This window comes from Rhodococcus erythropolis NBRC 15567, assembly GCF_001552595.1.
Lineage (GTDB): Bacteria > Actinomycetota > Actinomycetes > Mycobacteriales > Mycobacteriaceae > Rhodococcus_F > Rhodococcus_F erythropolis.
In genome coordinates this window covers 1-24,461 of the sequence record NZ_BCRM01000034.1, presented here as the reverse complement: position 1 = coordinate 24,461, position 24,461 = coordinate 1, and the positions used below count along the sequence as shown (strand labels likewise).

The window sequence follows — 24,461 nt, the reverse complement described above, 5'->3', positions numbered from 1 at the left end:
GAGAGGGATTCTCCGATGGCAGTGCAGTACGACGCAGTAGTGGTGGGGGCGGGCTTCGGCGGAATGGGTGCGGCCATTCAACTCAAGCGGATGGGCCTGGACAACCTGGCGATCCTCGAGCGTGAGGACGATCTGGGTGGAACCTGGCACGTCAACCGCTATCCCGGTTTGGCTGTCGACATCGCGTCGGTCACCTACTCGTATTCGTTCGAGCCCAATCCGAACTGGTCCAGGCTCTTCGCACCGGGTGCCGAACTCAAGAAGTACGCCGATCATGTCGCGGACAAGTACGACCTGCGGAAGCACATGACGTTCGGTGCCGTGGTCAACGGAGCCCTCTGGGACGAAGATTCCTCGCACTGGGTGGTCTCCGTTAAGGGGGCACCGGACATCACTGCCAAGTACCTCCTGACTGCGACGGGTTTCCTCTCGCAGCCCCATCGACCGGACATCTCCGGTATCGACGAATTTGCGGGCAAGATCATCCACACCACCGCCTGGGACGATTCCTACGACTTGTCGGGCACCAAGACTGCAATCATCGGAACCGGCGCCACCGCCGTGCAGTTGATCCCCGAGGTGGCGCGGCAGGCCGCAGAGTTGACCGTCTACCAACGCACCCCGATCTGGGTCGTTCCCAAGATCGACGTCCCCATTCCGAGCGCAGTGCAGAAGCTGTTCTCGCGCATTCCGCTCACCCAGCGAATCGCCCGCGCTGTCAGTTCGTCGATACTCGAAATGATCATGGTCAGCGCGGTCCTGCATTACAAGCAGGTCAAACTGTTGAACAAGGGCGCTGCAGCCGCATCGCGAGCGTTTCTGCGGTCGCAGGTCCGTGACGCGCATCTCCGCAAGCAACTCACACCGGACTACGACTTCGGGTGCAAGCGACCCACGTTCTCGAACAGCTATTTCCGTACCTTCACCAAAGACAACGTGCACCTCGAAACCACGTCGATCGACCACATTGCTGCCGACGGAATCGTCACGGCCGACGGCCGCAAGACCGAGATCGACACGCTGGTGCTGGCAACGGGATTCAACCTCTGGGATGTGAACTTTCCGGCCATCGAGGTTATCGGCCGTGAGGGCCGAAACCTCGGTAAGTGGTGGCGCGACAACCGTTTCCAGGCCTATGAGGGGGTCACGGTTCCCTACTTCCCCAATTTCCTCACGCTCGCCAGTCCGTACTCGTACAGCGGGTTGTCCTACTTCACGACTATCGAATCCCAGATGCAGCACATGGATCGACTGTTCGGTGAGGTGAAACGGCGTGGCGCGGAGACGTTCGAGGTCACCGAAACCGCCAACGCCGAGTTCCTGGACCGGATGACGGCGAACCTCGCGGACTCCGTCTTTTACGGCGGCAGTTGCCAGACTGCGCGGAGCTACTACTTCAATCAGCACGGGGAGGCGGCGATCCTGCGGCCCACGTCTACACACAATGCGTTTGTCGAAGCGAAACGCTTTCCGCTCGAGGATTATTCGATCAGCTAGGCGGGCATGCCCCGTGTTCGGCTATCTTGCCGATCTGACTCCGCTCGGAACCGATATCACGGGATAACGGTTCTGCCGGTTCAGTCGGGAAGAGACCGAGCTGTGTATCAGTTGGCTCACCGCGGAGGCAGCGCCTTTTCGCGGGGATCCGATCACGATGGTGAAGGCGTCGTACTTGTCCGCGGTCGCGAGGATGACACCGGCCGGGTCGCCGTAGGTACAGTCGTATGTCCAGGTGTCCGTGTGCGAGGCAAGTGTCGAGGTTGTCTGTTCGCGTTGCGACACCATCTCGTCGTGCAGACGCGTTTCGAACTGTGGTGAGTCGGTTTCGACAGGCAAGTCCTCGGACGTGATGCAGTGAACGACGTGGAGTGCTGAATCCTCCTTGGCGGCAAGCGTCAATCCGTAGCTGACGACATTCTTGCTGCTCAGGCCTGCGCCGATCCCGACAACGATGTGGCGGGTCGGGACGCGATCGGTGCTCGCGTTCACGAGGTGGCAGGTGTACTCCGGGTGTGGGCCGTCATGACGTTGATGGTTCATGTCGGATCCTCTTCCAGAGCGAGAAGCGAAGAAACCTCCATTCTACGGCGACCAAGCAGGGGAATTCCACGGAAGTCACAGGTGGAAGGTATAAACGTCATATGAGTCTTGATCCCGCAATCGCGGCGAAGCTGAAGCGAAACGACGCCGGACTGTTCAGCGCGGTTGCGCAGGAGAAGTCGACCGGTGATGTGCTGATGGTCGCGTGGATGGACGACGAAGCGCTCGCACGAACACTGGAAACCCGTAAGGGGACGTACTATTCGCGCTCGCGCCAGCAGTACTGGGTCAAGGGTGAGACGTCGGGGCACACCCAGTACGTCCACGAAGTGCGACTCGACTGTGACGGCGATTCGGTCTTGCTGATCGTCGATCAGGAGGGAGCCGCGTGCCACACCGGCACTCACACGTGTTTCGACACCGACGTCCTACTCGCTGCGGAACAGTGACGCGACATGGCCGCTGACAAGACTCCACAACCGCTCGATTACTCGTTCACCTCACCCATCGAGAAAGACGGGGCGTTTGCGACATTTCTGACGGTGCCTGGTTCGGCGGAACTTCTGGGAACGAGGCGCGCTGTGAAGGTGGTCGGGACTCTCGATGGTGAACATCCCTTCGAGGCGACGCTGATGCCGTCCGGTGACGGTCCACACTGGCTTCCGCTGCGCGTGGCGCTCTGCAAGGCGATCGGCAAGAGTGCCGCTGGAGAAGAAGTATCGGTACATCTACAGCAGCGACTGAGCTGAAGTTTTCCTGAACCAAGGAGCGTCGTGGTCGACAGAGCGGTTGATTCGTTGCAGGTGGTAGCGCGAGAGCTGAGCCCGTTCGGCGGTGACGAGTCGAAAACACGCACGTTGCGCATGTCGCGGACCCTCGCGGCGCCCATCGGCACGGTCTGGGCGGCGATCACCGAGTTCGACCGCATTCCCCAATGGTTCATGCCGGTCGGGGGAGAAGCCAGGATCGGCGGCCACTATCAGCTCGAGGGCAACGCCGGCGGCGAAATTTTGGCGTGCGATGCTCCTCGAACACTTCGCATCACCTGGGAATACGGCGGCGATGTGAGCTATGTGACTGTGAATCTCGCCGAAAAAGGCAGTGGTGCAACGCTGTTCGACTTCGAACACGCCGCGGACGTGGCGCCGGATCGGTGGGCCGAGTACGGTCCAGGTGCCGTCGGTGTCGGGTGGGACATGGGACTGCTCGGGCTGGCTCGACACGTGGAACTGGGGATCGCGACGCCACTCGAGACACCCGAGTGGTCGGCGAGCGACGAGGCCAAGGCATTCATCGCGGGAAGCAGTGAACTGTGGGCCGAAGCTGCGATCGCATCGGGCGACGACCCGGATGCGGCTGCAGCCGCCGCTGCTCGCACGACCGCTGCATACACCGGGTAGATCACCTCTACGAGGACTAACATCGGATTAGTCTGGTTGTTGCGGGACTTCCGCGCCACGAGCGGAGACGACGATGGTGTATCGGCTCATCGAAGTAGTGACGGTGTTCGTCCACTTCGCGTTTGTCCTCTATGTGGTGCTGGGTGGGTTCGTGGCGTGGAAGTGGCGTCGTACCATCGGTTTTCACCTTCTTGCAGTCGTCTGGGGAGCCGGTTCGATAGCGGTCGGATATGACTGCCCGCTGACCAATCTCGAGAACTGGGCCCGCCGAATGGCCGGTATCGCGGAGTTGCCGTCCACCGGATTCATCTCGCACTACATCACCGGCGTGTTCTATCCGGCGAGTATCGAAGGCCTGGTACAGGCGCTCGCGGCGACAGTGGTTGTCGGATCCTGGATTGGATACGTGCTGCTCGGACGGCATTCGAAGGCTGAGGTCAAAGCCTCTTCAGCGACCTAATTCCGTACTAACGATCCCTGCCGTTTCCGAATGGAAACGGCGGGGAGGCGCTACCTGGATTTACGCGCGAGTCAGTGCCACCACCGGGATTGTGCGGATCCCAGCTGTCTTCTCCGCATATTCGGCAAATCCCGGGTATCGACTGGCCTGCTCGTCGTAGATGCGGTCACGCTTCTCGCCGGTTACTTCGCTGACGGAGACCGGGTATGTTTCGGTGCCGATCTCGACCTCTGCCTGGTCGGTGGCAACGAGGTTGTAGTACCAGTCGGGATTGGTCGGGGCACCGGCCTTGGATGCAAAAACGTAGATGGTCTTCGGATCCTGCTCGTCTGCCAGATACATCATGGGACTCACGAAATCGCGTCCGGATTTGCGTCCTGTGTGGTGGACCAACACCATGGGCGCACCTTCGAAGGGGCCACCTACCTTGCCCTCGTTCTCCCGAAACTCCGCAATGATTCCTGCGTTCCAATCGTCGGTACTCATCGTTGTCTCCCGGTCTGCGAGTGGCGAAGGGCTCTGCCGCCAAGCTTTGCACAACTGGTGAATCGACGAGAGGTCATCTTCGGCGTCCAGCATGATCTACTATCTACGTATGAACGCAGATAGTGGTGTTTGTCGCCGCAAGCTTCCCGATGATCAAGTCGACCTCGTAGTCGAGGTGTTCCGCATGCTGGCCGACGCAACCCGTGTGCAGGTTTTGTGGGCATTGGTAGACCGCGAGTGCTCGGTGAACGAACTGGCGGAACGCGTCGGCAAGCCGGCGCCCTCGGTGTCGCAGCACCTGGCGAAATTGCGCATGGCAAGGTTGGTACGAACGCGCCGCGATGGTACGACGGTGTTCTATCGTCTGGAGAACGACCATGTGCGCCAACTGGTTACGGATGCGGTCTTCAATGCCGAGCATGCCGGACCAGGATTGCCGGGGCATCACCGTAGTGAAGGTGAGCTTCGGGAGATACACCCGGAGCGCTCGGCGAAGGTCGATCGTAGCGATCAAGAAGAAGGTGCGTCATGACGCACGAACCAAAGACGTCCCACGGTCACGGCCACGGCCACGGACACGGCCACGGGCCGAAGGGATTTCGATCGGCAGTCCGCGAAGTGTTCTCCCCGCACAGTCACGACGCTGCCGACAGTGTTGACGACGCATTGGAATCGAGCGCAATCGGCATCCGGGCGGTCAAGATCAGTCTTGTCGCGCTCGGAGTCACCGCAGTTGCTCAGGTTGCGATCGTGGCGATCTCGGGTTCGGTGGCGCTGCTGGCGGACACCATTCACAACTTCTCCGACGCGCTCACGGCAGTCCCACTCTGGATTGCCTTTGCGCTCGGTCGGCGCGCTGCAACCAGGCGCTATACCTATGGTTTCGGGCGTGCGGAGGATTTGGCCGGACTGTTCGTGCTCGCCATGATCGCACTGTCGGCAGTGATCGCCGGTGTCGAGGCGGTGAGGCGATTGATCAACCCGGTCGAGATCGAGCACCTCGGTTGGGTAGCGGCGGCAGGTTTGATCGGTTTCATCGGAAACGAATTGGTGGCGTTGTATCGGATCAGGGTCGGCAGGCAAATCGGTTCAGCGGCCCTGGTGGCCGATGGATTGCATGCTCGGACAGACGGATTCACCTCGCTCGCAGTCCTTCTGGGGGCCGGGGGAGTTGCGCTGGGTTTCCCGTTGGCAGATCCGATCATCGGCCTTGTCATCACCGTGGCCATCGTGGCGGTGCTCAGGACTGCAGCGCGAGACGTCTTCCGGCGGTTGATGGACGGCGTCGAACCGGAGTTGGTGGACGGCGCCGAGCATGCATTGATGCACGAACCCGGAGTCCTCGGTGTTCGTGATCTGAAGATGCGGTGGATCGGACACCGACTGCATGCCGATGCAGAACTCGACATCGATCCCCGGGCAACGCTTGCCGAAGCTCACGCGATTGCACACAGCGCCGAGCATTCGCTCACTCACGCGGTACCCAAACTCGCTACCGCCTTGGTGCATGCGTACCCGGCGCATGACGCACCGAATATTGAGACCGCACTCGAATCCCAGGTCTGATCTGCAGAAACAGACCTGGCGGAATCCTTTATGTGATCGCATGGGAACTTGTTTTGCCATTTGACGAGATGGGAAGGTTATGCAACCCTATCTTTGATCAATCGGCGGACTGTGTCGAGTGGTAGTCGGCACGGTCGTCTCGCGCCGCAGGTCCACGGCAATCGATGCAGGCCGTCGGTACTTTTTTCGGCAGATGAGAGAACGACGCTGTGCATGCTGATCGACGTTTCGAGCCCTTTCCGCTGACCAGCGCGCAACGCGGAATCTGGTTTGCCCAGCTACTGCGCACTGATGTGCCGATCACGATCGCGCAGTATGTCGTAGTCGACGGGACTCTCGACGCGGCGGTGCTCGAAAGTGCCTGCGTCACAGCAGCGCATGAGTTCGGCTCCGGGATGCTGAAACTGCTCGAGATCGACGGCGAACCGTTTCAGCAGATCGATTCCGAGCTCAGTCAGAGCGTCGAAGTCGTCGATCTGAGCGGTGAGCGCGAGCCGGAGGCAGCCGCACTCGAGTGGATGCGGCAGGAGTACACCCGACCTTTTGATCTGCTCGCCGATCGATTGGTGAAGTCAGCCGTCCTGAGCGTCGGCGCGAACCGCCAGTTCTGGTACTGCCGGATCCATCATCTAGTCCTCGACGGCTACGGCGCCATGAACTTCATGACACGCATCGCCGAGCTCTACTCAGCGGAGGTCGCCGGCCTTTCAGTCCCCGAATCGTCGGCAACCGATCTTCTGGCCGTGCACGACGCCGAGGCCGAGTATCGGCACTCGCCGCGATTCCGCCGAGATCAGGACTACTGGGCAGCCAAGACAGCAGAGCTTCCGGCCGTGGCAAGTCTGGCCGGGAAGCGGATGGACGCCACACCGGGTGCGGTCGTGGTCGGCCGAACACTCGACAGTGCGAACGCGACGGCGAAGGCGGACGAGTTCTCTTCGGCGGCGGCGGTGGCTGCCTTCGCGCTCTACTTCGCCCGGGTGACCGGCACCGAAGACGTAGTGCTGAGTTTGCCGGTGACCGCGCGAACGAACAGGGTTCTGCGCGGTTCGGGTGGCATGATCTCCAACGTCGTTCCGCTGCGCCTCGCGGTGACCGCTTCGACCACGGTTGCCGAATTGAGCGCGGCTGCCTCGCTCGAACTGACCGGCGCGCTCAGACATCAGCGGTACCGCACCGAGGACATGAGGCGCGATCGAGGCGTCGGTGCCAAGCGTGGGTTCTTCGGTCCCGCGATCAACATCATGAACTTTCACCCCGAAGTGGTCCTGGGGTCGGTGACTGGTCGATTCCACATCTTGTCGACAGGGCCGGTGGAAGACCTGTCGGTCAACATCTATCCGAGTGCCTCGGGAGAGGCGCCGCGAATCGATTTCGAAGCCAATCCCCATCTGTACACCGCAGATGTCCTGAGCGACCATGTCCGCCGATACGTCGAACTGCTGTCCCGGTACACGCAAGCGCTGCCGGACACTCGTGTTCACGATCTCGAGATCCTGAGCGAAGCCGAGCGGAAGTCGCTCGTTCCGGCACGCGGCCCTGACGCACTGGCACCGATGACCTTGCCCACGATTCTCGCCCACGGCGTCGCGGCGTCGTCTGAGGGGATCGCACTGAGCTGCGGTACCCAGCAGCTCAGCTACCGCGAACTCGATCGTCGCTCCAACGTACTCGCTCGAACGCTGATCCGGCGCGGAGTGGGTCCTGGCACCATTGTCGTGATCGCGCTGCCGAGATCCATCGACGCCGTCATCGCGTGGTGGTCGGTTGCCAAAACCGGCGCTGCATCAGTTCCGGTCGATCCGACGTACCCGGTCGAACGAATCGGTCACATGGTCGGGGACAGTAATGCTGTTGTGGGAATTACTGATTCGACTGTCCATCAGATGCTGCCCGTCGATCTGGACTACATCTCGATCGACGCCTTCAGCTTTGTCGGCGACGAGTCCGTCGTCGACGACTCTGACCGCACGGCGCCGTTGCGAAGCGATCACATCGCCTATCTGATCTACACGTCCGGTTCCACCGGTACACCGAAAGGTGTTGCCGTCACGCACAATGCGTTGGTCGATTTCACCGCGTGGGGTCGCCCCGAACTCGGCGTCGGTGCGAATTCGCGAGTTCTGCGATTCTCGTCCGCGAGTTTCGACGCCTCCGTCTTCGAAATGGTTCAGGCGTTCAGTGCCGGGGCGACGATGGTCATCGCTCCGGCAGATGTCTACGGCGGCGGCGAGCTCACAGAACTGCTGCGCAGCGAGCGCGTCACCCACATCATCAGTGCGCCGGCAATTCTGGGCACGGTGGACGCCACCGATCTTCCGGATCTCGAAGCTGTGGTTGTCGGAGGTGACGTGTGCCCGCCGGACCTGGTTCGACGCTTCGGCCCGATCTGCCGGTTCTACAACAGTTACGGCCCCACCGAGTCGACCATCGTCATCACCACGACACCCCCGCTGGCGTCGGACGAGGCCATCACGATCGGTTCTGCGATTCAGGGCGCGCATCTGATGGTTCTCGACCGCTGGTTGCGACCTGTGCCGACCGGGGTGGCCGGTGAACTGTATCTCGGTGGCCCCGGATTGGCGCAGGGCTACCACTCACGTTCAGCTCTCACCGCTGCGAGTTTTGTCGCCGATCCTCTCGGCGGCGGAACTCGGTTGTACCGCACCGGAGACGTGGTCCGCTGGACTCGGACTCTCGAACTCGAGTACGTCGGCCGCTCCGATTTCCAGGTGCAGGTCAATGGACTTCGCATCGAACTCGGTGAGATCGACGCTGTGCTCGCACGCCATGAATCCGTCGATTTCGTGGTGACGCTTGCCGGCGGCACCGTGCACTCGTATGTGAAGATCAAGCCGGGACACGATCTCGACGAAGAAGCGTTGATCGCACACGCATCTCGATTCCTGCCCGCTCACATGGTGCCGTCCCAGCTGATACCGCTGGCCGAAGTGCCACTGACCCCGGCAGGCAAGCTCGATCGCCAGGCGCTACCCGAACCGGAATTTCGTTCGGCGGCTCAGAACTACCGGGCGCCGAGCGGTCCGGTCGAGCGCATCATCGCCGACGCCGCTGCGTCGGTACTCGGCGTCGAGCGAGTCGGCGTCGACGATTCCTTCTTCGCGCTGGGTGGAGACAGCATCGTCGCGATCTCGCTCGTCTCTCGAGCAAAAGCCGCCGGAGTTGTCTTCACTCCTCGCGACGTGTTCGAACGCAAGACGGTGGCGCGATTGGCCGAAATCGCACTCCCGGCAGATGAATCGGTCGTACTCGAAGAACTGCCGGGTAAGGGAGTGGGGTTTGTCCCGCTGACCCCGATCGCAGCCAAGATACTGGGCACGGCCGGCAGCATCGAGAACTTCTATCAAGCCGTGTCGGTCAGTGTTCCTGTCGGACTTGATCTCTCGCGCCTCGCGGCAACTCTTCAAGTAGTTGTCGATCAACACGACGCTCTTCGCGCGCGTTTGCTGCCCGACCACTCCGGATTCGACATTGCCCCTGGCTGTGCTGTCGATACATGGGTTCGTCGGACCGTCACCGAAGCGCTACCCGGAACCCCCGAGTTCGAGGAAGCTCTCACCCAGGCGACCGCGGACGCCGCGTCGAGGCTCGATCCGTACCGCGGCGATACTGCTCAGATCGTCTGGCTCGACTCGACGCACGATTCGGGCCGATTGGTGGTCGTCATCCACCATCTGGTTGTCGACGGCGTCTCGTGGCGGATTCTCCTTCCGGACTTCGTTGTAGCCTGGCAACAGATCGTTCACGGTGGCACGCCGGTACTGATGCCCGTCGGAACGTCACTGCGGCGTTGGTCGCACGGACTCACCGAGCTGTCACCGTCGGCGGAACTCGAGTACTGGCGTGAGGTCGTCGACTCCGATGGTGCGCCGATCGGTTCGCGTCCTCTCGATGCGGAACGGGACCGAGGGTCGTCACTGCGTCGGGTCCGGGTCGACATCGACCGTGACACAACAGATCACCTGTTGCGCGCGGTACCGTCGCACTATCGGACCGGTGTCAACGACGGCTTGCTCAGTGCCCTTGCCCTGGCATTGCGCACCTGGAGCGAATCACAGCGGATGCTGGTCTCGCTCGAAAGTCACGGACGAGACGAAGACGTGCTGCCCGGCGCTGACCTGTCCAGGACCGTCGGCTGGTTCACGGCGGTGTACCCGGTTCGGATCGATCTCACCGGACTCGGAGTGGACACGCCGGCGGTCGTGAAATCCGTCAAGGAACAGCTGAGAACCACGCCGGGGTCCGGTATCGGTTACGGGCTGCTCCGACGTGCAGGGATGCTGACCGGCCCGGAACCGCAGATCGGTTTCAACTACTTGGGCAAGATGTCCACCGCGGAGTTCGGTGACGAATTGCGGGCCGCGGGCTGGATTCCCGACGCCGGAATCGATCTCAACAACGGCAGCGGAAGCGATCTCGCGGTCAGTTACGCGATCGACATCAATGCCGCCGTCATGGACGGTCCGGAAGGCGAGTTCCTTTCGGCGTCATTTGCTTTCCCCGAAGGTATCTTCGAACCCGCTGCAGTCGCGGAGCTCGCGACGGCGTGGCGCGTCGAACTGGAGAAGATTGCCGCCTCCGTCGGTGATCATGCCGGCCTTACACCGTCAGACGTTCCCCTGGTCTCGGCTTCGCAGGACGAAATAGAACTGTGGGAGAAGCAGTTCGGCCACCTGGAGGACATCTGGTCGCTCTCGCCGCTGCAAGCCGGATTCCAGTTTCACGCCGGCCTCACCGCCGATGCCGTCGACGTCTACACCGGCCAGATCGTTCTGTCCCTCGCCGGGATCGTCGACAGCGATCGACTACAGCGGTCGCTTTCGAGACTGTTCGAGCGCCACACCGCACTTCGGACTGCTTTCGTGTACGACTCGAACGGCGTTGCAGCACAGCTCGTTCTCGATTCCGTGACAACTCCATGGCGGGAGGTGCTCGGGGATGATCCGCACGTCGTCGCGGAACTCGAGCGCACGGCACCGTTCAATCTGAGCGCGCCCCCACTGCTTCGTGCAGTCCTGGTACGCCAGGGTGCGGATTCGGCGCACCTGATCGTGACCAATCACCACATTCTCTTCGACGGTTGGTCCATGCCGTTGTTGGTGCGCGATCTTCTGTCGCTCTACGCCGCAGACGCGTCGCTGCCGGTTCCCGCTCGGTCGTATCGCACCTATCTGCACTGGCTCGCCGAACAAGACAACGGCGCGGCATTGGACAGGTGGATCGGCGCACTGTCTGGAGTAGACGAACCGACGCTGATCGCACCACACCGTACGGAGTCCTCCGTGCACGCAGTTCCCGTGGATGTCGAAGTCCCGCTGGAAGCCTCGTCGACCGAGGCGATCTTCGAGTTGGCCAGGCGCAGCGGCGTCACGGTCAACACTGTCGTCCAGACTGCGTGGGGTCTACTGCTCAGTGGAATGCTCGGACGCGACGACGTCGTGTTCGGAGCCACCGTCTCGGGTCGACCCGCGTCGCTGACCGGGGTCGAAGACATTCTCGGGTTGTTCATCAACACAGTTCCTGTTCGCGTTCGTGTCAACCCGGACAATTCGGTGTCCGAACTCCTCGAACACGTTCAGTCCGAGCAGGTTCGGCTGCTCGACAGTCACCACGTCGGCCTGGCCGAGGTGCAGTCGGCCGTGGGCGCCGGCGCGATGTTCGACACGTTGACGGTGTTCGAGTCATATCCCGTCGACCGTTCGGCGCTCGAATCCGCGACGGATATCGCCGGGATGCGAGTTACGGGAATCGAGGTCGCCGACGCGACTCACTACCCGCTCGCCCTGATCACGGTCCTCGAACCGAGCCTTCACCTCACCATCGAGTACGCACCCGATGCGATGGACCACGACGCAACAGAGCGTGTAGGCCGACGCCTTGCATCGATACTGGGCGCGATGACTGGCGAGAAAATCCGTATCCGGGACATCGACTATCTCGACGCGGCCGAACGACGGCTCGTACTCGACGAGTGGAACGACACTTCCCACGTCATCGCTGACAAGACGCTGCTCGACCTACTCGGCGCCGACTCGGAAATCGCCGACTCGGAAATCGTCGACTCGGGTATCGCCGACTTGGCCGATGCTGCACTGACCTTCGCGGGCACGACGATCAGTCGCGGAGAATTTCGGTCCCAGGTCAACTCTCTCGCTCGTCACCTCGTAGAACGCGGCGTCGGGCCGGAGTCACTGGTCGCGATCGCTCTGCACCGGAGCGCGCAGTACGTGGTGGCAGTGCACGCCGTCATCGCAGCCGGCGGTGCGTATCTTCCGATCGATCCGCAGCATCCGGACGAGCGGATCCGGTACCTGCTCGACATCGGAGCACCGTCGGTCGTCCTGTCGGTCGCGGCCGACGCCACATCGCTGCCCGATGGGGTCAACCCCGTACTTCTCGACGAGATCGATCTGTCGGGGTACTCCACCGAGCGGCTCGCAGACGTCGAGCGTCTCGGTCGTGTATCACCGGATCACGTTGCTTATGTGATCTTCACATCCGGGTCCACCGGAAAGCCCAAGGGCGTTGCAGTGTCGCATCGAGCGATAGTCAATCGCCTGCTGTGGATGCAACATGAATATCCGCTCGGCCGTCACGACGTCGTGCTGCACAAGACACCCGCCACCTTCGACGTCTCGGTGTGGGAGTTGTTCTGGCCATTCGTCGCCGGCTCGCGACTGGTAGTTGCAGAACCCGATGGACATCGCGATTCTCGGTACCTCTCCGAGCTGATCGCTCGCGAAGGTGTCACCACCTTGCACTTCGTCCCGTCGATGCTCGACGTCTTCCTCGTCGACGGAGATCTCGCACAACTTCGATCCGTTCGTCAGGTGTTCGCCAGCGGCGAGGCACTTCCGCGTGCGACGGTCGTTCGCTTCCACGAACGATTCGGTGCACGTCTGCACAATCTTTACGGTCCCACCGAAGCTGCCGTCGATGTCACTTTCCACCAGACGGATGCCGCCGCAACAGGTCCGGTGCCGATCGGCGCTCCGGTCTGGAACACTCAGACCTATGTGCTGGACCACCGCCTCGCGCCGAGCCCGATCGGAGTGGCGGGAGAACTCTATCTCGCGGGAGTCCAACTCGCCCGCGGCTACGTGCAACGCTCTGACTTGACAGCAGATCGTTTCGTAGCCAACCCCTTCGGTCCCGGCCGGATGTATCGGACCGGCGACCTCGTCATGTGGAACTCCACCGGTGAGATCGAGTATCTGGGTCGTACCGACTTCCAGGTGAAGCTTCGCGGGCAGCGCTTGGAACTCGGAGAAATCGACGGGGTCCTGTTGGAACTGTCGGGAGTTCTCTCGGCCGCCACCGTCGTCCGTCAGGATCGTCTGATCGCCTACGTGACAGCTGATTCGGCAATCGACAGTGCCCTTCTCAGCGCGCACGCGCAGGCGAAGCTGCCTACCTACATGGTTCCCTCCGCATTCGTGTTCTTGACGTCGATGCCGCTGGGCCCCAACGGAAAACTCGACCGGCGTGCGCTGCCGGAACCGGATTCGGCGGCAGCTGAGTACGTCGCTCCCGTCACCGAACCCGAAAAGACCATTGCCGCGATCTTTGTCGAACTCCTCGGTGTGAGCGAAATCGGCCTCACCGCCGACTACTTCGCGCTCGGTGGCAACTCTCTGACGGCTGCGCGGGTGGTGGCACGGATCAACTCGGCACTGGGATCGACTCTGGGTGTCCGAGACCTGTTCGACGCTCCGACAGTTGGTGCGCTGGCCGGACTCGTCGCCGGCAGCGCGCCGTCCAGGTTCACCGAGCTCGGACTGCGCCCTCGACCGGACCGGATTCCGCTCTCACCGGCCCAGCAACGTATGTGGTTCCTCAACCGATTCGATCCGGAATCCGGGGCGTACAACATCGCGGCAGCACTCTCGTTGTCCGGCGACCTGAACGTTCAGGTTTTGCGCCAGGCGATCAGCGATGTCATCGACCGGCACGAGGTGCTGCGCACTCTCTATCCGGATTCGGATCAAGGTCCTTACCAGCGCATTCTCGACGACGCGCCAGTTGCTCTCGAACCCGCGGATGTCAGTGACCCCGTCGCGGCTATCGGCGAATTGGTCGGTGCCGGGTTCGACGTCACCACCGAGGTTCCGGTGCGGGCTTCGCTTCTCCGGAGGTCTGGTCGGGAGCATATTCTTGTACTCGTCGTCCACCACATCAGTGGCGACGGTTGGTCGATGCAACCACTGGCCGCGGATGTGATGACGGCCTACGCGTCACGGCTCGCGGGAACCGCGCCACAGTGGTCGCCGTTGAGCGTTCACTACGCGGACTACACGCTCTGGAAGATCGATTCTCTCGGCAACGAGGACGATCCGGAATCGGAGGCAGCGCGCCAGATCGAATACTGGCGTGCTGCATTGGCGCACGTCCCGACCCGCCTCGATTTCCCGACGGATCGGCCGCATCCCACAGTCGCGTCCTATCGAGGTGCGACGGTGTCGTCGACCCTCTCGGCGCAGACGCACCGCGCCGTCGAATCCCTGGCTCGCAGCACTCGGTCCACACCGTTCATGGTGCTGCACACGGCGTTGTCGGTACTGCTGTCTCGGATGGCGGGGGAGTCCGACATCGCGATCGGCACCCCGGTCAGCGGACGCGGCGATCAGGCCCTCGACAACCTCGTCGGCATGTTCGTCGGAACCGTGGTTCTCCGGACTCAGGTGGATCCGACGGCTTCGTTCCGCGGATTGCTCGAATCGACCCGTAACGCCGACCTCTCGGCATTTGCCCACTCAGATATTCCGTTCGAGCGTCTCGTCGAGGTGCTCGACCCGCCTCGCTCGACGGCGCACCACCCCTTCTTCCAGGTGGTACTCGCGACCGGCGATATCCCGACTCCATCCGTGCAGCTTCCCGGCCTTGCCGTCTCTCAGGTCCCGTTGGATGCTCCGATCTCGAAATTCGATCTCCAACTGGACATCTCGACGCCGGGCCGGGACGGGGCGGTGACCACGACGTGGACCTATGCCCTCGACGTCTTCGACGAATCGACTGTGCGCGAGCTCGCGGATCGGTTCGTCGCCATTCTCGACGCTGTTGTCGCCGAACCGGAATCAGTGGTCGGTGACCTCGATCTGCGGACGCTGCCAGAAATCGAACGTCAGGAAACTGCTCATTCGGTCGTCTTGACGGAGCTGACGCTGCCGGAGATCCTCACGGCCGGGGTCAGCAAATCCAACGGTGGTCCGGCCATACTCTGCGGCGACCTCGAACTCTCATACGACGATGTAGACCGGCGTACCAATCGGTGGGCGCGGGCACTCGTAGCGCGAGGGATCGGCCCTGAATCGGTAGTGGCGATCGCCATTCCACGATCGGCCTCTTCTGTACTCGCCACTTGGGCCGTTGCCAAGACCGGAGCCGCGTTCGTACCCGTCGACCCGAGCTACCCGGCCGAGCGAATCGAGCACATGCTCACTGATTCGGGCGCGATCCTGACGCTGACGGAAGAAGTCGTGGCGTCGCTTGATCGCGACGACGTCAGTGACACGCGAATCCTCGATTCCGAGCGCACGTCACCGATTCGCACGGACCACACCGCGTACGTCATCTACACGTCGGGATCCACCGGCACTCCGAAGGGCGTCGCCGTCTCCCATGCGGGTCTCGCGGCGCTGGTCGACGAGCAGGTTTGCCGATACGAACTCGACAACCTCAGTCGCACGATGCATTTCGCTTCCCCCAGCTTCGACGCATCTGTGCTCGAACTGGCCATGGCTGTCGGTGCCGGTGCCGCGATGCTTGTTGTTCCCACCGGCATCTACGGCGGAAGCGAACTCGCAGCCCTCATGCGGGCGTCGAAGATCAGTCACGCATTTGTGACCCCGGCTGCCCTGGCTACGATCGAACCGGCAGAGGTTCCGGATCTCGGTGCGGTGATCGTCGGCGGTGAAGCGTGCGACGCCGCGTTGGTCGCGCAGTGGGCATCGGCGCGAAAGATGTTCAACGCATACGGTCCCACCGAGGCCACCGTCATGGCTACCCTCGCGGGGCCCATGTCGGCGACTGATCGGATCACCATCGGTAGTCCTGTTCGCGGCACCGTCGCACATGTTCTCGACTCTCGCCTCCGTCCAGTTCCGGACGGAGTGACAGGTGAGCTGTATCTGACCGGGCGTGGACTTGCCCGCGGTTACCACCATCGCGGCGACCTGACAGCGTCTCGATTTGTTGCCGACCCCTCACGTTCGGGGCTGCGGATGTACCGCACCGGAGACCTCGTGCGACGTCGTGGAACGGAACTCGAGTATCTCGGCCGCAGTGACTCGCAGGTCAAGATTCGCGGCTTCCGCATCGAACTCGGTGAGATCGACGCGGTGCTCGGTGCGCACTCCGGTGTACGAACTGCGGTGACGACAGCAGACGACACCGTCGGGCTGCACTCGTACGTGGTCGGTGGTCATCTGGATCCGGAAGAAGTGCGCACCTTCGTCTCCAGTCGACTGCCGGCACACATGGTTCCTTCCTCTGTGATCGTTCTCGAGGAAATTCCGTTGACGCCGGCCGGAAAGGTCGATTTCCGCGCGCTGCCTGCCCCGACGATGCGCCGGAATGCGTATGTCGCACCCGTCACGAAGACGGAGGAGTTGATCGGCCGGATCTTCGGTGACGTCCTGGCAGTCGACCAGGTCAGCATGACGGACGACTTCTTCGACATCGGTGGAAACTCTCTGAGTGCTACCCGAGTGATGGGACGGGTCGGCACCGAACTCTCAGTCACCCTCCCGGTTCGGGTTCTCTTCGATGCCAGGACAGTCGCGGCCCTCGCTGTGGCAGTCGATGCAGCGCAGAGCGGAACGCGGCCCGCTCTGGCCGCCGGGCCTCGGCCCGAGCGAATCCCGCTCTCGCCGGCGCAATCGCGAATGTGGATTCTCAATCGATACGATCCTGCCTCGCCCGCGTACAACATCCCGCTCGTCCTTCGCCTGCGCGGCCGGCTGGATTCAGTGGCTCTCCGAGAATCTCTGTCGGACATCGTTCTTCGCCACGAATCCTTGCGGACGATATTCCCTGACGATGCCGAAGGGCCTTTCCAGCGGATTCTCGACGACGTCGACGTTCCTTTTCGTCACACGGTGGTTTCTCCGGAACAGGTTGCCGATCAGATTGTCGGCGCTGTGGACGAGGGGTTCGACGTCACCAGAGCAATCCCGTTGCGGGTAAACCTGTTCGAGCTCTCGGCTGACGAACACATCCTGGTCGCCGTGATTCACCACATAGCCGCGGACGGTGCGTCAGTGGCGCCGCTCGCACGGGATCTCGTTCTGGCTTACTCGGCGCGCCGTTCGGGTACGGAGCCGTCACCGGCCCCGTTGGTTGTTCAGTATCCGGATTACAGCGTGTGGCAACACCAGGTCCTCGGTTCGGAAAGTGATCAGACCAGTCTTGCTTCGGCGCAGGCCGAGTATTGGCGTGGCCAGTTGGCCGGCGCGCCGGAGCTTCTCGAACTTCCGGCCGATTTCCCGCGGCCGGCGATTGCGTCGCTGCGCGGAGCGAACACCGAACTGGTGTTGGCGCCCGCGATGGTCACTGCACTCGGGCAGTTGGGCCGCACACAGGGCGCCACGACCTTCATGGTGCTCCAGGCGGCCCTCGCGGTGCTCCTGTCCAACCTCGGTGCGACCGACGACGTGGTGATCGGGACACCGATTTCCGGACGCGGCCAACAAGCGCTGGACGACGTGGTCGGAATGTTCGTCGGCACGGTGGCACTACGCAGCCGTCTCACCCCGGCGATGTCGTTCCTCGATCTGTTGGCGCAGGTGCGAGCCACTGACCTCACTGCGTTCGAGAATGCCGACCTACCATTCGAGCGGCTGATCGACATACTGCAACCCGCTCGCTCCCAGGCCCACGCGCCGATCTTCCAGGTGGCTCTGTCTCAGGAGCAAGAGGGAACCGCTGCGTTCACGCTGCCTGGTCTCGAGATCGAAGCCGTGGACAACGCAGTCGCGGCGGCAAAGTTCGACCTCCAGATCACGATGGTCCAGCACGCAGATTCGTTGAATCTCACCTGGACATACGCCACAGCCCTCTTCACCGGCACGTCCGTGGACGGATTTGCGCAGCGGTTCCACCGGATTCTCGCGCAGATTGTCGAGACTCCGGAAGTGGCAATCGCGGATATCGCCGTTCTGGACGAGAACGAATACACCAGACTTACTTCGGCATTCGGTCCGTCAGCGCCAACGGTTCGCACCCTGGCAGATCTGTTGACCCTGCACTCGGAATCCGCGAATGTGGCAATCGTTTCCGAGTCGTACGGTGAGATGACGTACAGCGAGCTGGATGTGCGATCCTCACAGCTGGCTCGGCTCCTCATCGAACGTGGGATAGGCCCCGAAACAGCTGTTGCGGTGTCTCTTCCACGTTCGACGCAGTCCATCCTCGCACTGTGGGCTGTTGCCAAGTCCGGAGCAACGTACGTTCCGGTGGATCCGACGTATCCCGACGAGCGCATCGCACACATGCTGGCAGACTCTGCAGCGCTGGTCGTGATCACCGACTCCGAGACGGCGCCAACACTTCCGAACGGAATCGATACGATCGAGATCGACTATCTCGACCTCGATCGCTACCTCGCAGCGCAGGTCGACGATGCCGATCGGATCCGCCCATTGCACGCGGATCATGTTGCCTACCTGATCTACACGTCAGGCTCGACCGGTCTCCCCAAGGGCGTCGCTGTCACTCACCGGGGACTGTCCGTGTTCTCCGCTCGGACCCGCACTGATCTGGCGGTATCGCGCGGTTCTCGGGTACTGCGACTGTCCTCGGCCAGCTTCGACGCGTCCATGTTCGAGATGATCCTCGCGTTCACCGCCGGTGCCACGATGGTGATCACACCGCCGTCCGTCATTGCCGGCGAGGAACTCACCGACGTGATCCGGCGTCATCGCGTCACCCATGTGGTGACGGCTCCTGCTGCGATGACCACCGTCGACGCAGGCATTTTGTCGGATCTCGAAGTCGTCGTGCTCGGCGGCGACGTCTTTCCGCCGCAGCTACTCGACCGTTTTCCCAGCCAGACAAGACTCTTCAACAGTTACGGGCCGACCGAGAGCACCATCGTCATCACCAAGACCGGGGCTCTCCACGACACTGCAGCTCTGGTCGGTGACGGCGAGCAACACCGTCACACGTCACTCTCGCCCGTCACGATCGGTATTCCGCTCGAAGGCGCACACGTTCTGGTCCTCGATTCCGCCCTCAATCCCGTCCCCGTCGGTGTCAGGGGCGAGCTGTATCTGTCGGGACCCGGCCTGGCACGTGGGTACAACCGGCGCGCGGCATTGACCGCAGAACGCTTCGTGGCGAACCCGTTCGGTGCATCGGGCGCGCGGATGTACCGGACCGGCGACGTCGTCGCCTGGACCGAGCAGGGCGAACTGGCGTACATCGGACGATCCGACGCCCAAGTTCAGCTTCGCGGGCTCCGCATCGAACTGGGGGAGATCGAATCAGCGCTCGCCTCCGTTCGCGGAGTGAGCGCTGCTGCCGCCACTGTTCACCGACATGACTCTCTCGGCGATCAACTCGTCGGTTACGTCACCACCACAGATGCGGTGTCGGCGGAGTCCGTCCTCGAAGCCGTATCCGCGGTGCTGCCACGTGCCTCGGTGCCCAGTGCAGTGATCCTGCTGGATCTGCTACCCCTGACTCCGGCCGGAAAGCTTGATCGCGCAGCACTTCCCGTTCCGGAGTTCATCGCCTCGGCGACGTTCCGGGTGCCGACCACACTCGCAGAGATTCGTGTCGCGAGCGCTTTTGTCGACGTTCTCGGTACCGATACCGTCGGCGCAGAAGACAGTTTCTTCGAGCTGGGTGGAAACTCGCTCAGCGCGACTCGGGCGATTGCCCGAGTCAACGCCACGTTCGGGATCAAACTCGGGGTTCGGGCGCTGTTCGAGGCGCCGACCGTCGCAGAACTCGCACTGGTGGCAGACTCGGCAGAACGTGATGATCAGCCCCGATTGGAAGCACGACCGCGACCTGAACGTATTCCGCTCTCACCGGCGCAGAATCGGATGTGGTTCCTCAATCGATTCGACACCGCGGCTGCCACGGACAACCTGCCCCTGGCGCTTCGTCTGAGCGGAACCCTGGACACGCCGGCGTTGGCTCTCGCGCTTCGTGACGTGGTCCAACGCCACGAGTCGTTGCGTACCTACTATCCGGATTCCCCGTACGGTCCGCGCCAGGAAATCCTGCCCGAGTCTTCGGTGGATCTCGATCTGGTTCCGCATGACGTCACCGAAGCCGAAGCGTCGCAGCGGCTCTTTGCTCTTGCCGGCACCGGATTCGACGTGACAACTGACGTACCACTGCGGACCGCTCTGTATCGAATCTCCGAGACCGAACATGTGCTCGCCGTCGTCATGCATCACATCGCATCGGACGGATCATCGCTCGGACCCCTGGCCGCCGACGTCATGGGTGCCTACGTTTCGCGGTCTCGCGGCGAAGCTCCACAGTGGACACCGTTGCCCGTGCAGTATGCGGATTACGCGCTCTGGCAACATGATCTGCTCGGCACGGACGCGAATCCCTCCGCCGATGCTCAGAGACAAATTCAGTTCTGGACCTCTGCGCTCGCCGGAATTCCGGACCTGTTGAAATTGCCGACGGACAGGCAACGTCCGCCCCGTCAGAGCTACCGCGGCAAGGAGATTCACTTCACGATCGGCTCGGACACCGCCGATCGACTGCGTGATCTTGCTGTCGGATCAGGCGCGAGCCTGTTCATGGTGGTCCACGCGGCATTCGCCGCACTGCTTGCCCGGTTGGGCAACAGTGCTGACATCACCATCGGCTCGCCTATCGCGGGACGAGGGCACGAGTCGCTCGATGCACTCGTGGGGATGTTCGTGAACACCTTGGCATTGCGAACCCAGGTGAACACGGCAGCACCGTTCACGGACCTGCTGAACCACACCCGCGATCAGGATCTCGCAGCCTTCGCGCACGCGGACCTACCGTTCGAGCGGCTCGTCGAGATCATCGATCCGGTCAGATCGACGGCCCGCCATCCGTTGTTCCAGGTGGCACTGTCCTTTCAGAACCTCACGCCGACAATGTTCGAGCTACCCGGACTGCAGATCGCGGCGGTTGGTGCCCCAGTCGAGACGGCGAAGTTCGACCTGCACCTGACCGTCACCCCTGGGGACTCGGGTTCGATGTCGGCGTCGTTCACCTATGCAACGGATCTGTTCGACCAATCCACAGTGGCGACATTCGCCAACCGTCTGCTGCGCGTTCTCGATTCGATCGGTCGAAACCCGGACGTCCCGGTAGGCGACGTCGCTCTGCTCGGCGACGAAGAGATCGCCGCCACCGTCAACACGTGGAACCGCACCGACACCGTCGTTCCAGAGACGACCCTCGCGGATCTGTTCGACGCCCAGGTACGCAGAACACCGCGCGCCGAAGCGCTGGTTCTCGGTGACCGTCGCCTGACCTACGCCGAGTTCGACGCCGAAAGCAACCGGCTGGCACGGTATCTGATCGGAATCGGTGTCGGCCCGGAAGTGACTGTCGCGCTCAATCTGCGGCGCTCCGTCGAACTGGTCGTTGCCATGTACGCAGTGGTGAAGGCAGGCGGGGCCTACGTTCCACTAGACCCGGATCAGCCGGCAGAACGCACGACTCACATCCTCGAATCCGCAGCGCCCGCAGTTGTTCTGAGCACTTCCCGCGATTCGCTCGACGGGCAGTTCCACGTCGTGGACATCGAAACTCTCGATCTGGACGGAAACGACGCAGCACCGATTCGGGACAGCGAACGCCTCGCCTGCCTGCGACCGGACAACATCGCGTACGCGATCTACACCTCGGGATCCACCGGAAAGCCCAAGGGCGTGGCGATTTCCCATCGAGCGATCACGAACCAACTCTTGTGGAAGCAGGATCAATTCCCGCTCGGCGCGCACGACCGCGTACTCGTCAAAACTGCAGCTACCTTCGACCTATCCGTTTGGGAATACTGGTGGGCGTTGCAAACCGGCGCCTGCATGATTCTCGCCGAGTCCGGGGCACAGCAGGACGGCGAGTACCTCACGCTGCTGATCGAGCGTGAGCACGTCACGACACTGCATGCCGTCCCCTCGATGTTGTCGCTGCTCAGTGTGTCCGAGCGCCGACTGCCGAATTCGCTCACCAGGATTCTGTGCATCGGCGAGACCCTCCCGATACAGACAGCCAAGCAGATGCGAGAGCAGAGTTCGGCGCAGGTCTACAACCTGTACGGACCCACGGAAGCAGCGGTCAGCGTCACAGCGCACCGAACGAGCGATGCAGACGTTGCCGTAGTTCCGATCGGAACCCCCGCCTGGAACACGCGCCTGCATGTACTCGACGAGCGGCTTCACCCGGTTCCGGCCGGTGTCGCAGGTGAGCTCTATCTCGCTGGAGTTCAGCTGGCGCGCGGGTACATCGGGGATGCGGGGCAGAACTCGAGCCGTTTCGTCGCCGACCCGAATGGAACGGGAGAGCGTCTCTATCGAACCGGCGATCTGGTTCGGTGGAATGCCGCGGGCAGCCTCGAATACCTCGAGCGTGCAGATTTCCAGGTCAAGGTCCGAGGTTTCCGCATCGAACTCGGCGAGATCGAAACAGCGTTGCGCGCCGAACGACCGATCCGCGATGCGGTGGTCACGGTCACGACGTCGGCCACCGGTGAGCAAAACCTGGTCGGCTACGTCACCGCGGCAGCTGGCTCGGACATCGAGAGCTCAGCGATTCTGGCACGACTGCGCGCCACCCTGCCCGGCTACATGGTTCCGACAACGCTGATGACGCTCGACTCCCTGCCGCTGGGGAGTACAGGCAAGGTAGATCGACATGCGCTACCGGAGCCAGTCTTCGAGGCACGTGGTTTCCGTGCACCGACGACACCGGCCGAACTGTCGGTGGCGACCGCTTTTGCCGAGGTTCTCGGCAGCGGAAGCACGGGGGAGGTGGGCATCGACGACGACTTCTTCGAACGCGGCGGCAATTCGCTCAGTGCAACTCGGGTGCTCGGGCGGATCAACGCCGCGGCGGGCACGGACTTGCCGGTGCGTGTGGTCTTCGAGTCGCCCACTGTCGCAGAGTTGGCTGCAGTGGTGGAAACTGCCGAGCTTTCGCGGCGGCCCGCGCTGGGTTCGCAGCCGAGGCCGGCGAGGATTCCGCTCTCCGCTGCGCAGACTCGTATGTGGTTCCTCAATCGCTTCGATCCCGATTCGTCGGCATACAACATCCCGGTGGTTCTGCGATTCACAGGTCCATTGGATGTCGAGGCGTTGCGCGCCAGTGTCGCCGACGTGATCGCTCGCCACGAGGTCCTGAGAACCGTGTACCCGGAGTACGACGGAACGGGTTACCAGGAGGTCGTCGAGGAACCTCGTGCTCTCGACATTCTCGACATTGTCACGGTGCAGGGGGATTCGCTCCACAGCGTGCTGGCCGATGTTCTCGGCGTATCGTTCGACGTCACGTCCGAGATCCCCGTTCGAGCCTCGCTGTTGCAGGTTGACGAGTTCGAGTACGTCCTGGCGATGACGGTGCATCACATTGCGGGTGACGGTTTCTCGATGGGTCCGTTGACGCGTGACGTGATGGTGGCGTACGAGGCGCGGTCCCGAGCTATGGAGCCGTTGTGGGCGCCGCTCGAGGTGCAGTACGCGGATTACGCGCTGTGGCAGCTCGAGACGTTGGGTTCGGAAGAATCGTCGACCTCACTCGTCACACGACAGTTGGACTTCTGGCGGAACGCTCTCGAGGGAGCGCCCGCCGTCCTCGAACTCCCGTTGGATCGGCCCCGCCCGGCTGAGGCCTCCGGACGAGGATCGCTTCTGAGCGTGCATCTCGAACCTGCTCTGCAACAGGCAATTTCCGAACTGGCACGACGGCATCGCGCTACGCCGTTCATGGTGTTGCATGCTGCTCTGGCCGTCGTACTGTCACGGTTCAGCGGCAGTTACGACTTTGCCGTCGGGACGCCGACCGCCGGGCGCGGCGAACGCGTGCTCGACGATCTCGTCGGTATGTTCGTGGGGACCGTCGTGTTGCGCACCAGAGTCGATCCAGGTGAGGAGTTCACCGACCTGCTGTCCCGAGTCCGCGACGTCGATCTTCAGGCTTTTGCGCACGGCGACGTTCCGTTCGAGCGTCTGGTCGAGGTACTCGATCCCGTTCGTTCGCAGTCCTATTCACCGCTCTTCCAGGTCAGCCTCGCACTACAGAACCATCTCGATTCACGGTTGACTCTCAACGGGTTGCACATCGAGAGCATCGAACCTGCGGTGGTGAGCACTCAGTTCGACCTCGATTTTGTTGCGGCCGAACAGTTCGACAACGACGGCCTACCGGCAGGGCTTGTCGTTCAGTTGACCTACGCCACTGATCTGTTCGAGGAATCCACCGCCTCACGCCTGATGTACGCCTTCGAATCGGTCTTGACTACTGCTGTCGCAGAACCGGATCGGCGA

10 protein-coding genes are annotated in these 24,461 nt (G+C 62.3%); 8 read left to right on the top strand and 2 right to left on the bottom strand.

What is annotated here, in order from left to right; all coding sequences use genetic code 11:
- Positions 1-15: 15 nt before the first annotated feature.
- Positions 16-1,497 carry a flavin-containing monooxygenase gene (locus RE4_RS27485; protein WP_060939718.1) on the top strand — a complete coding sequence of 494 codons (1,482 nt, stop codon included), beginning with the start codon at positions 16-18 and terminating at the stop codon, positions 1,495-1,497.
- A 21-nt stretch (positions 1,498-1,518) separates the two neighbouring features.
- On the opposite strand, the gene RE4_RS27480 is transcribed toward RE4_RS27485, so the two are convergent.
- The gene (locus tag RE4_RS27480; RefSeq protein WP_020969784.1) at positions 1,519-2,040 is read right to left on the bottom strand and encodes a universal stress protein; all 522 of its coding nucleotides are present in this window, start codon (positions 2,038-2,040) and stop codon (positions 1,519-1,521) included.
- 101 nt (positions 2,041-2,141) lie between these two features.
- Here RE4_RS27480 and hisI point away from each other — a divergent pair, with 101 nt between their 5' ends.
- The 4 genes from hisI (at position 2,142) to RE4_RS27460 (ending at position 3,900) form a co-directional block, all read left to right on the top strand.
- Complete coding sequence (gene hisI, locus RE4_RS27475; protein WP_003942390.1) at positions 2,142-2,489, top strand: phosphoribosyl-AMP cyclohydrolase; 348 nt, start codon at positions 2,142-2,144, stop codon at positions 2,487-2,489.
- A gap of 6 nt (positions 2,490-2,495) precedes the next feature.
- On the top strand, positions 2,496-2,789 hold the full coding sequence (locus RE4_RS27470; RefSeq protein WP_029255502.1) for a DUF1905 domain-containing protein: 294 nt from the start codon (positions 2,496-2,498) through the stop codon (positions 2,787-2,789).
- Positions 2,790-2,813: 24 nt separating this feature from the next.
- Entirely contained in the window at positions 2,814-3,440 is a 627-nt protein-coding gene (locus tag RE4_RS27465; RefSeq protein WP_019748767.1) for an SRPBCC family protein, read from the top strand.
- A gap of 73 nt (positions 3,441-3,513) precedes the next feature.
- A complete protein-coding gene (locus RE4_RS27460) occupies positions 3,514-3,900 on the top strand; it encodes a DUF2784 domain-containing protein (RefSeq protein ID WP_060939717.1) in 387 nt (128 codons plus the stop codon).
- Between the two features lie 60 nt (positions 3,901-3,960).
- Here RE4_RS27460 and RE4_RS27455 read toward each other — a convergent pair whose 3' ends face one another.
- Complete coding sequence (locus RE4_RS27455) at positions 3,961-4,386, bottom strand: nitroreductase/quinone reductase family protein (protein WP_029255500.1); 426 nt, start codon at positions 4,384-4,386, stop codon at positions 3,961-3,963.
- A gap of 109 nt (positions 4,387-4,495) precedes the next feature.
- Between RE4_RS27455 and RE4_RS27450 the strand changes: the two genes are divergently transcribed.
- The 3 genes from RE4_RS27450 to RE4_RS27440 form a co-directional block, all read left to right on the top strand.
- Entirely contained in the window at positions 4,496-4,918 is a 423-nt protein-coding gene (locus RE4_RS27450; protein ID WP_020907992.1) for an ArsR/SmtB family transcription factor, read from the top strand.
- Positions 4,915-5,952: a cation diffusion facilitator family transporter gene (locus RE4_RS27445; protein WP_029255498.1), complete on the top strand. Its 1,038-nt coding sequence runs from the start codon at positions 4,915-4,917 to the stop codon at positions 5,950-5,952. The genes RE4_RS27450 and RE4_RS27445 overlap by 4 nt, the downstream gene beginning before the upstream one ends.
- 209 nt (positions 5,953-6,161) lie before the next feature.
- Positions 6,162-24,461: non-ribosomal peptide synthase/polyketide synthase (locus tag RE4_RS27440; RefSeq protein ID WP_060939716.1), on the top strand; the 18,300-nt coding region annotated here is incomplete at its 3' end.

Excerpts from the sequence above, each read along its gene's own strand:
- RE4_RS27450 (WP_020907992.1), top strand. The coding sequence starts at position 4,496 with ATGAACGCAGATAGTGGTGTTTGTCGCCGCAAGCTTCCCGATGATCAA.
- hisI (WP_003942390.1), top strand. The coding sequence starts at position 2,142 with ATGAGTCTTGATCCCGCAATCGCGGCGAAGCTGAAGCGAAACGACGCC.
- RE4_RS27485 (WP_060939718.1), top strand. The coding sequence starts at position 16 with ATGGCAGTGCAGTACGACGCAGTAGTGGTGGGGGCGGGCTTCGGCGGA.
- RE4_RS27445 (WP_029255498.1), top strand. The coding sequence starts at position 4,915 with ATGACGCACGAACCAAAGACGTCCCACGGTCACGGCCACGGCCACGGA.
- RE4_RS27470 (WP_029255502.1), top strand. The coding sequence starts at position 2,496 with ATGGCCGCTGACAAGACTCCACAACCGCTCGATTACTCGTTCACCTCA.
- RE4_RS27455 (WP_029255500.1), bottom strand. The coding sequence starts at position 4,386 with ATGAGTACCGACGATTGGAACGCAGGAATCATTGCGGAGTTTCGGGAG.
- RE4_RS27460 (WP_060939717.1), top strand. The coding sequence starts at position 3,514 with ATGGTGTATCGGCTCATCGAAGTAGTGACGGTGTTCGTCCACTTCGCG.
- RE4_RS27480 (WP_020969784.1), bottom strand. The coding sequence starts at position 2,040 with ATGAACCATCAACGTCATGACGGCCCACACCCGGAGTACACCTGCCAC.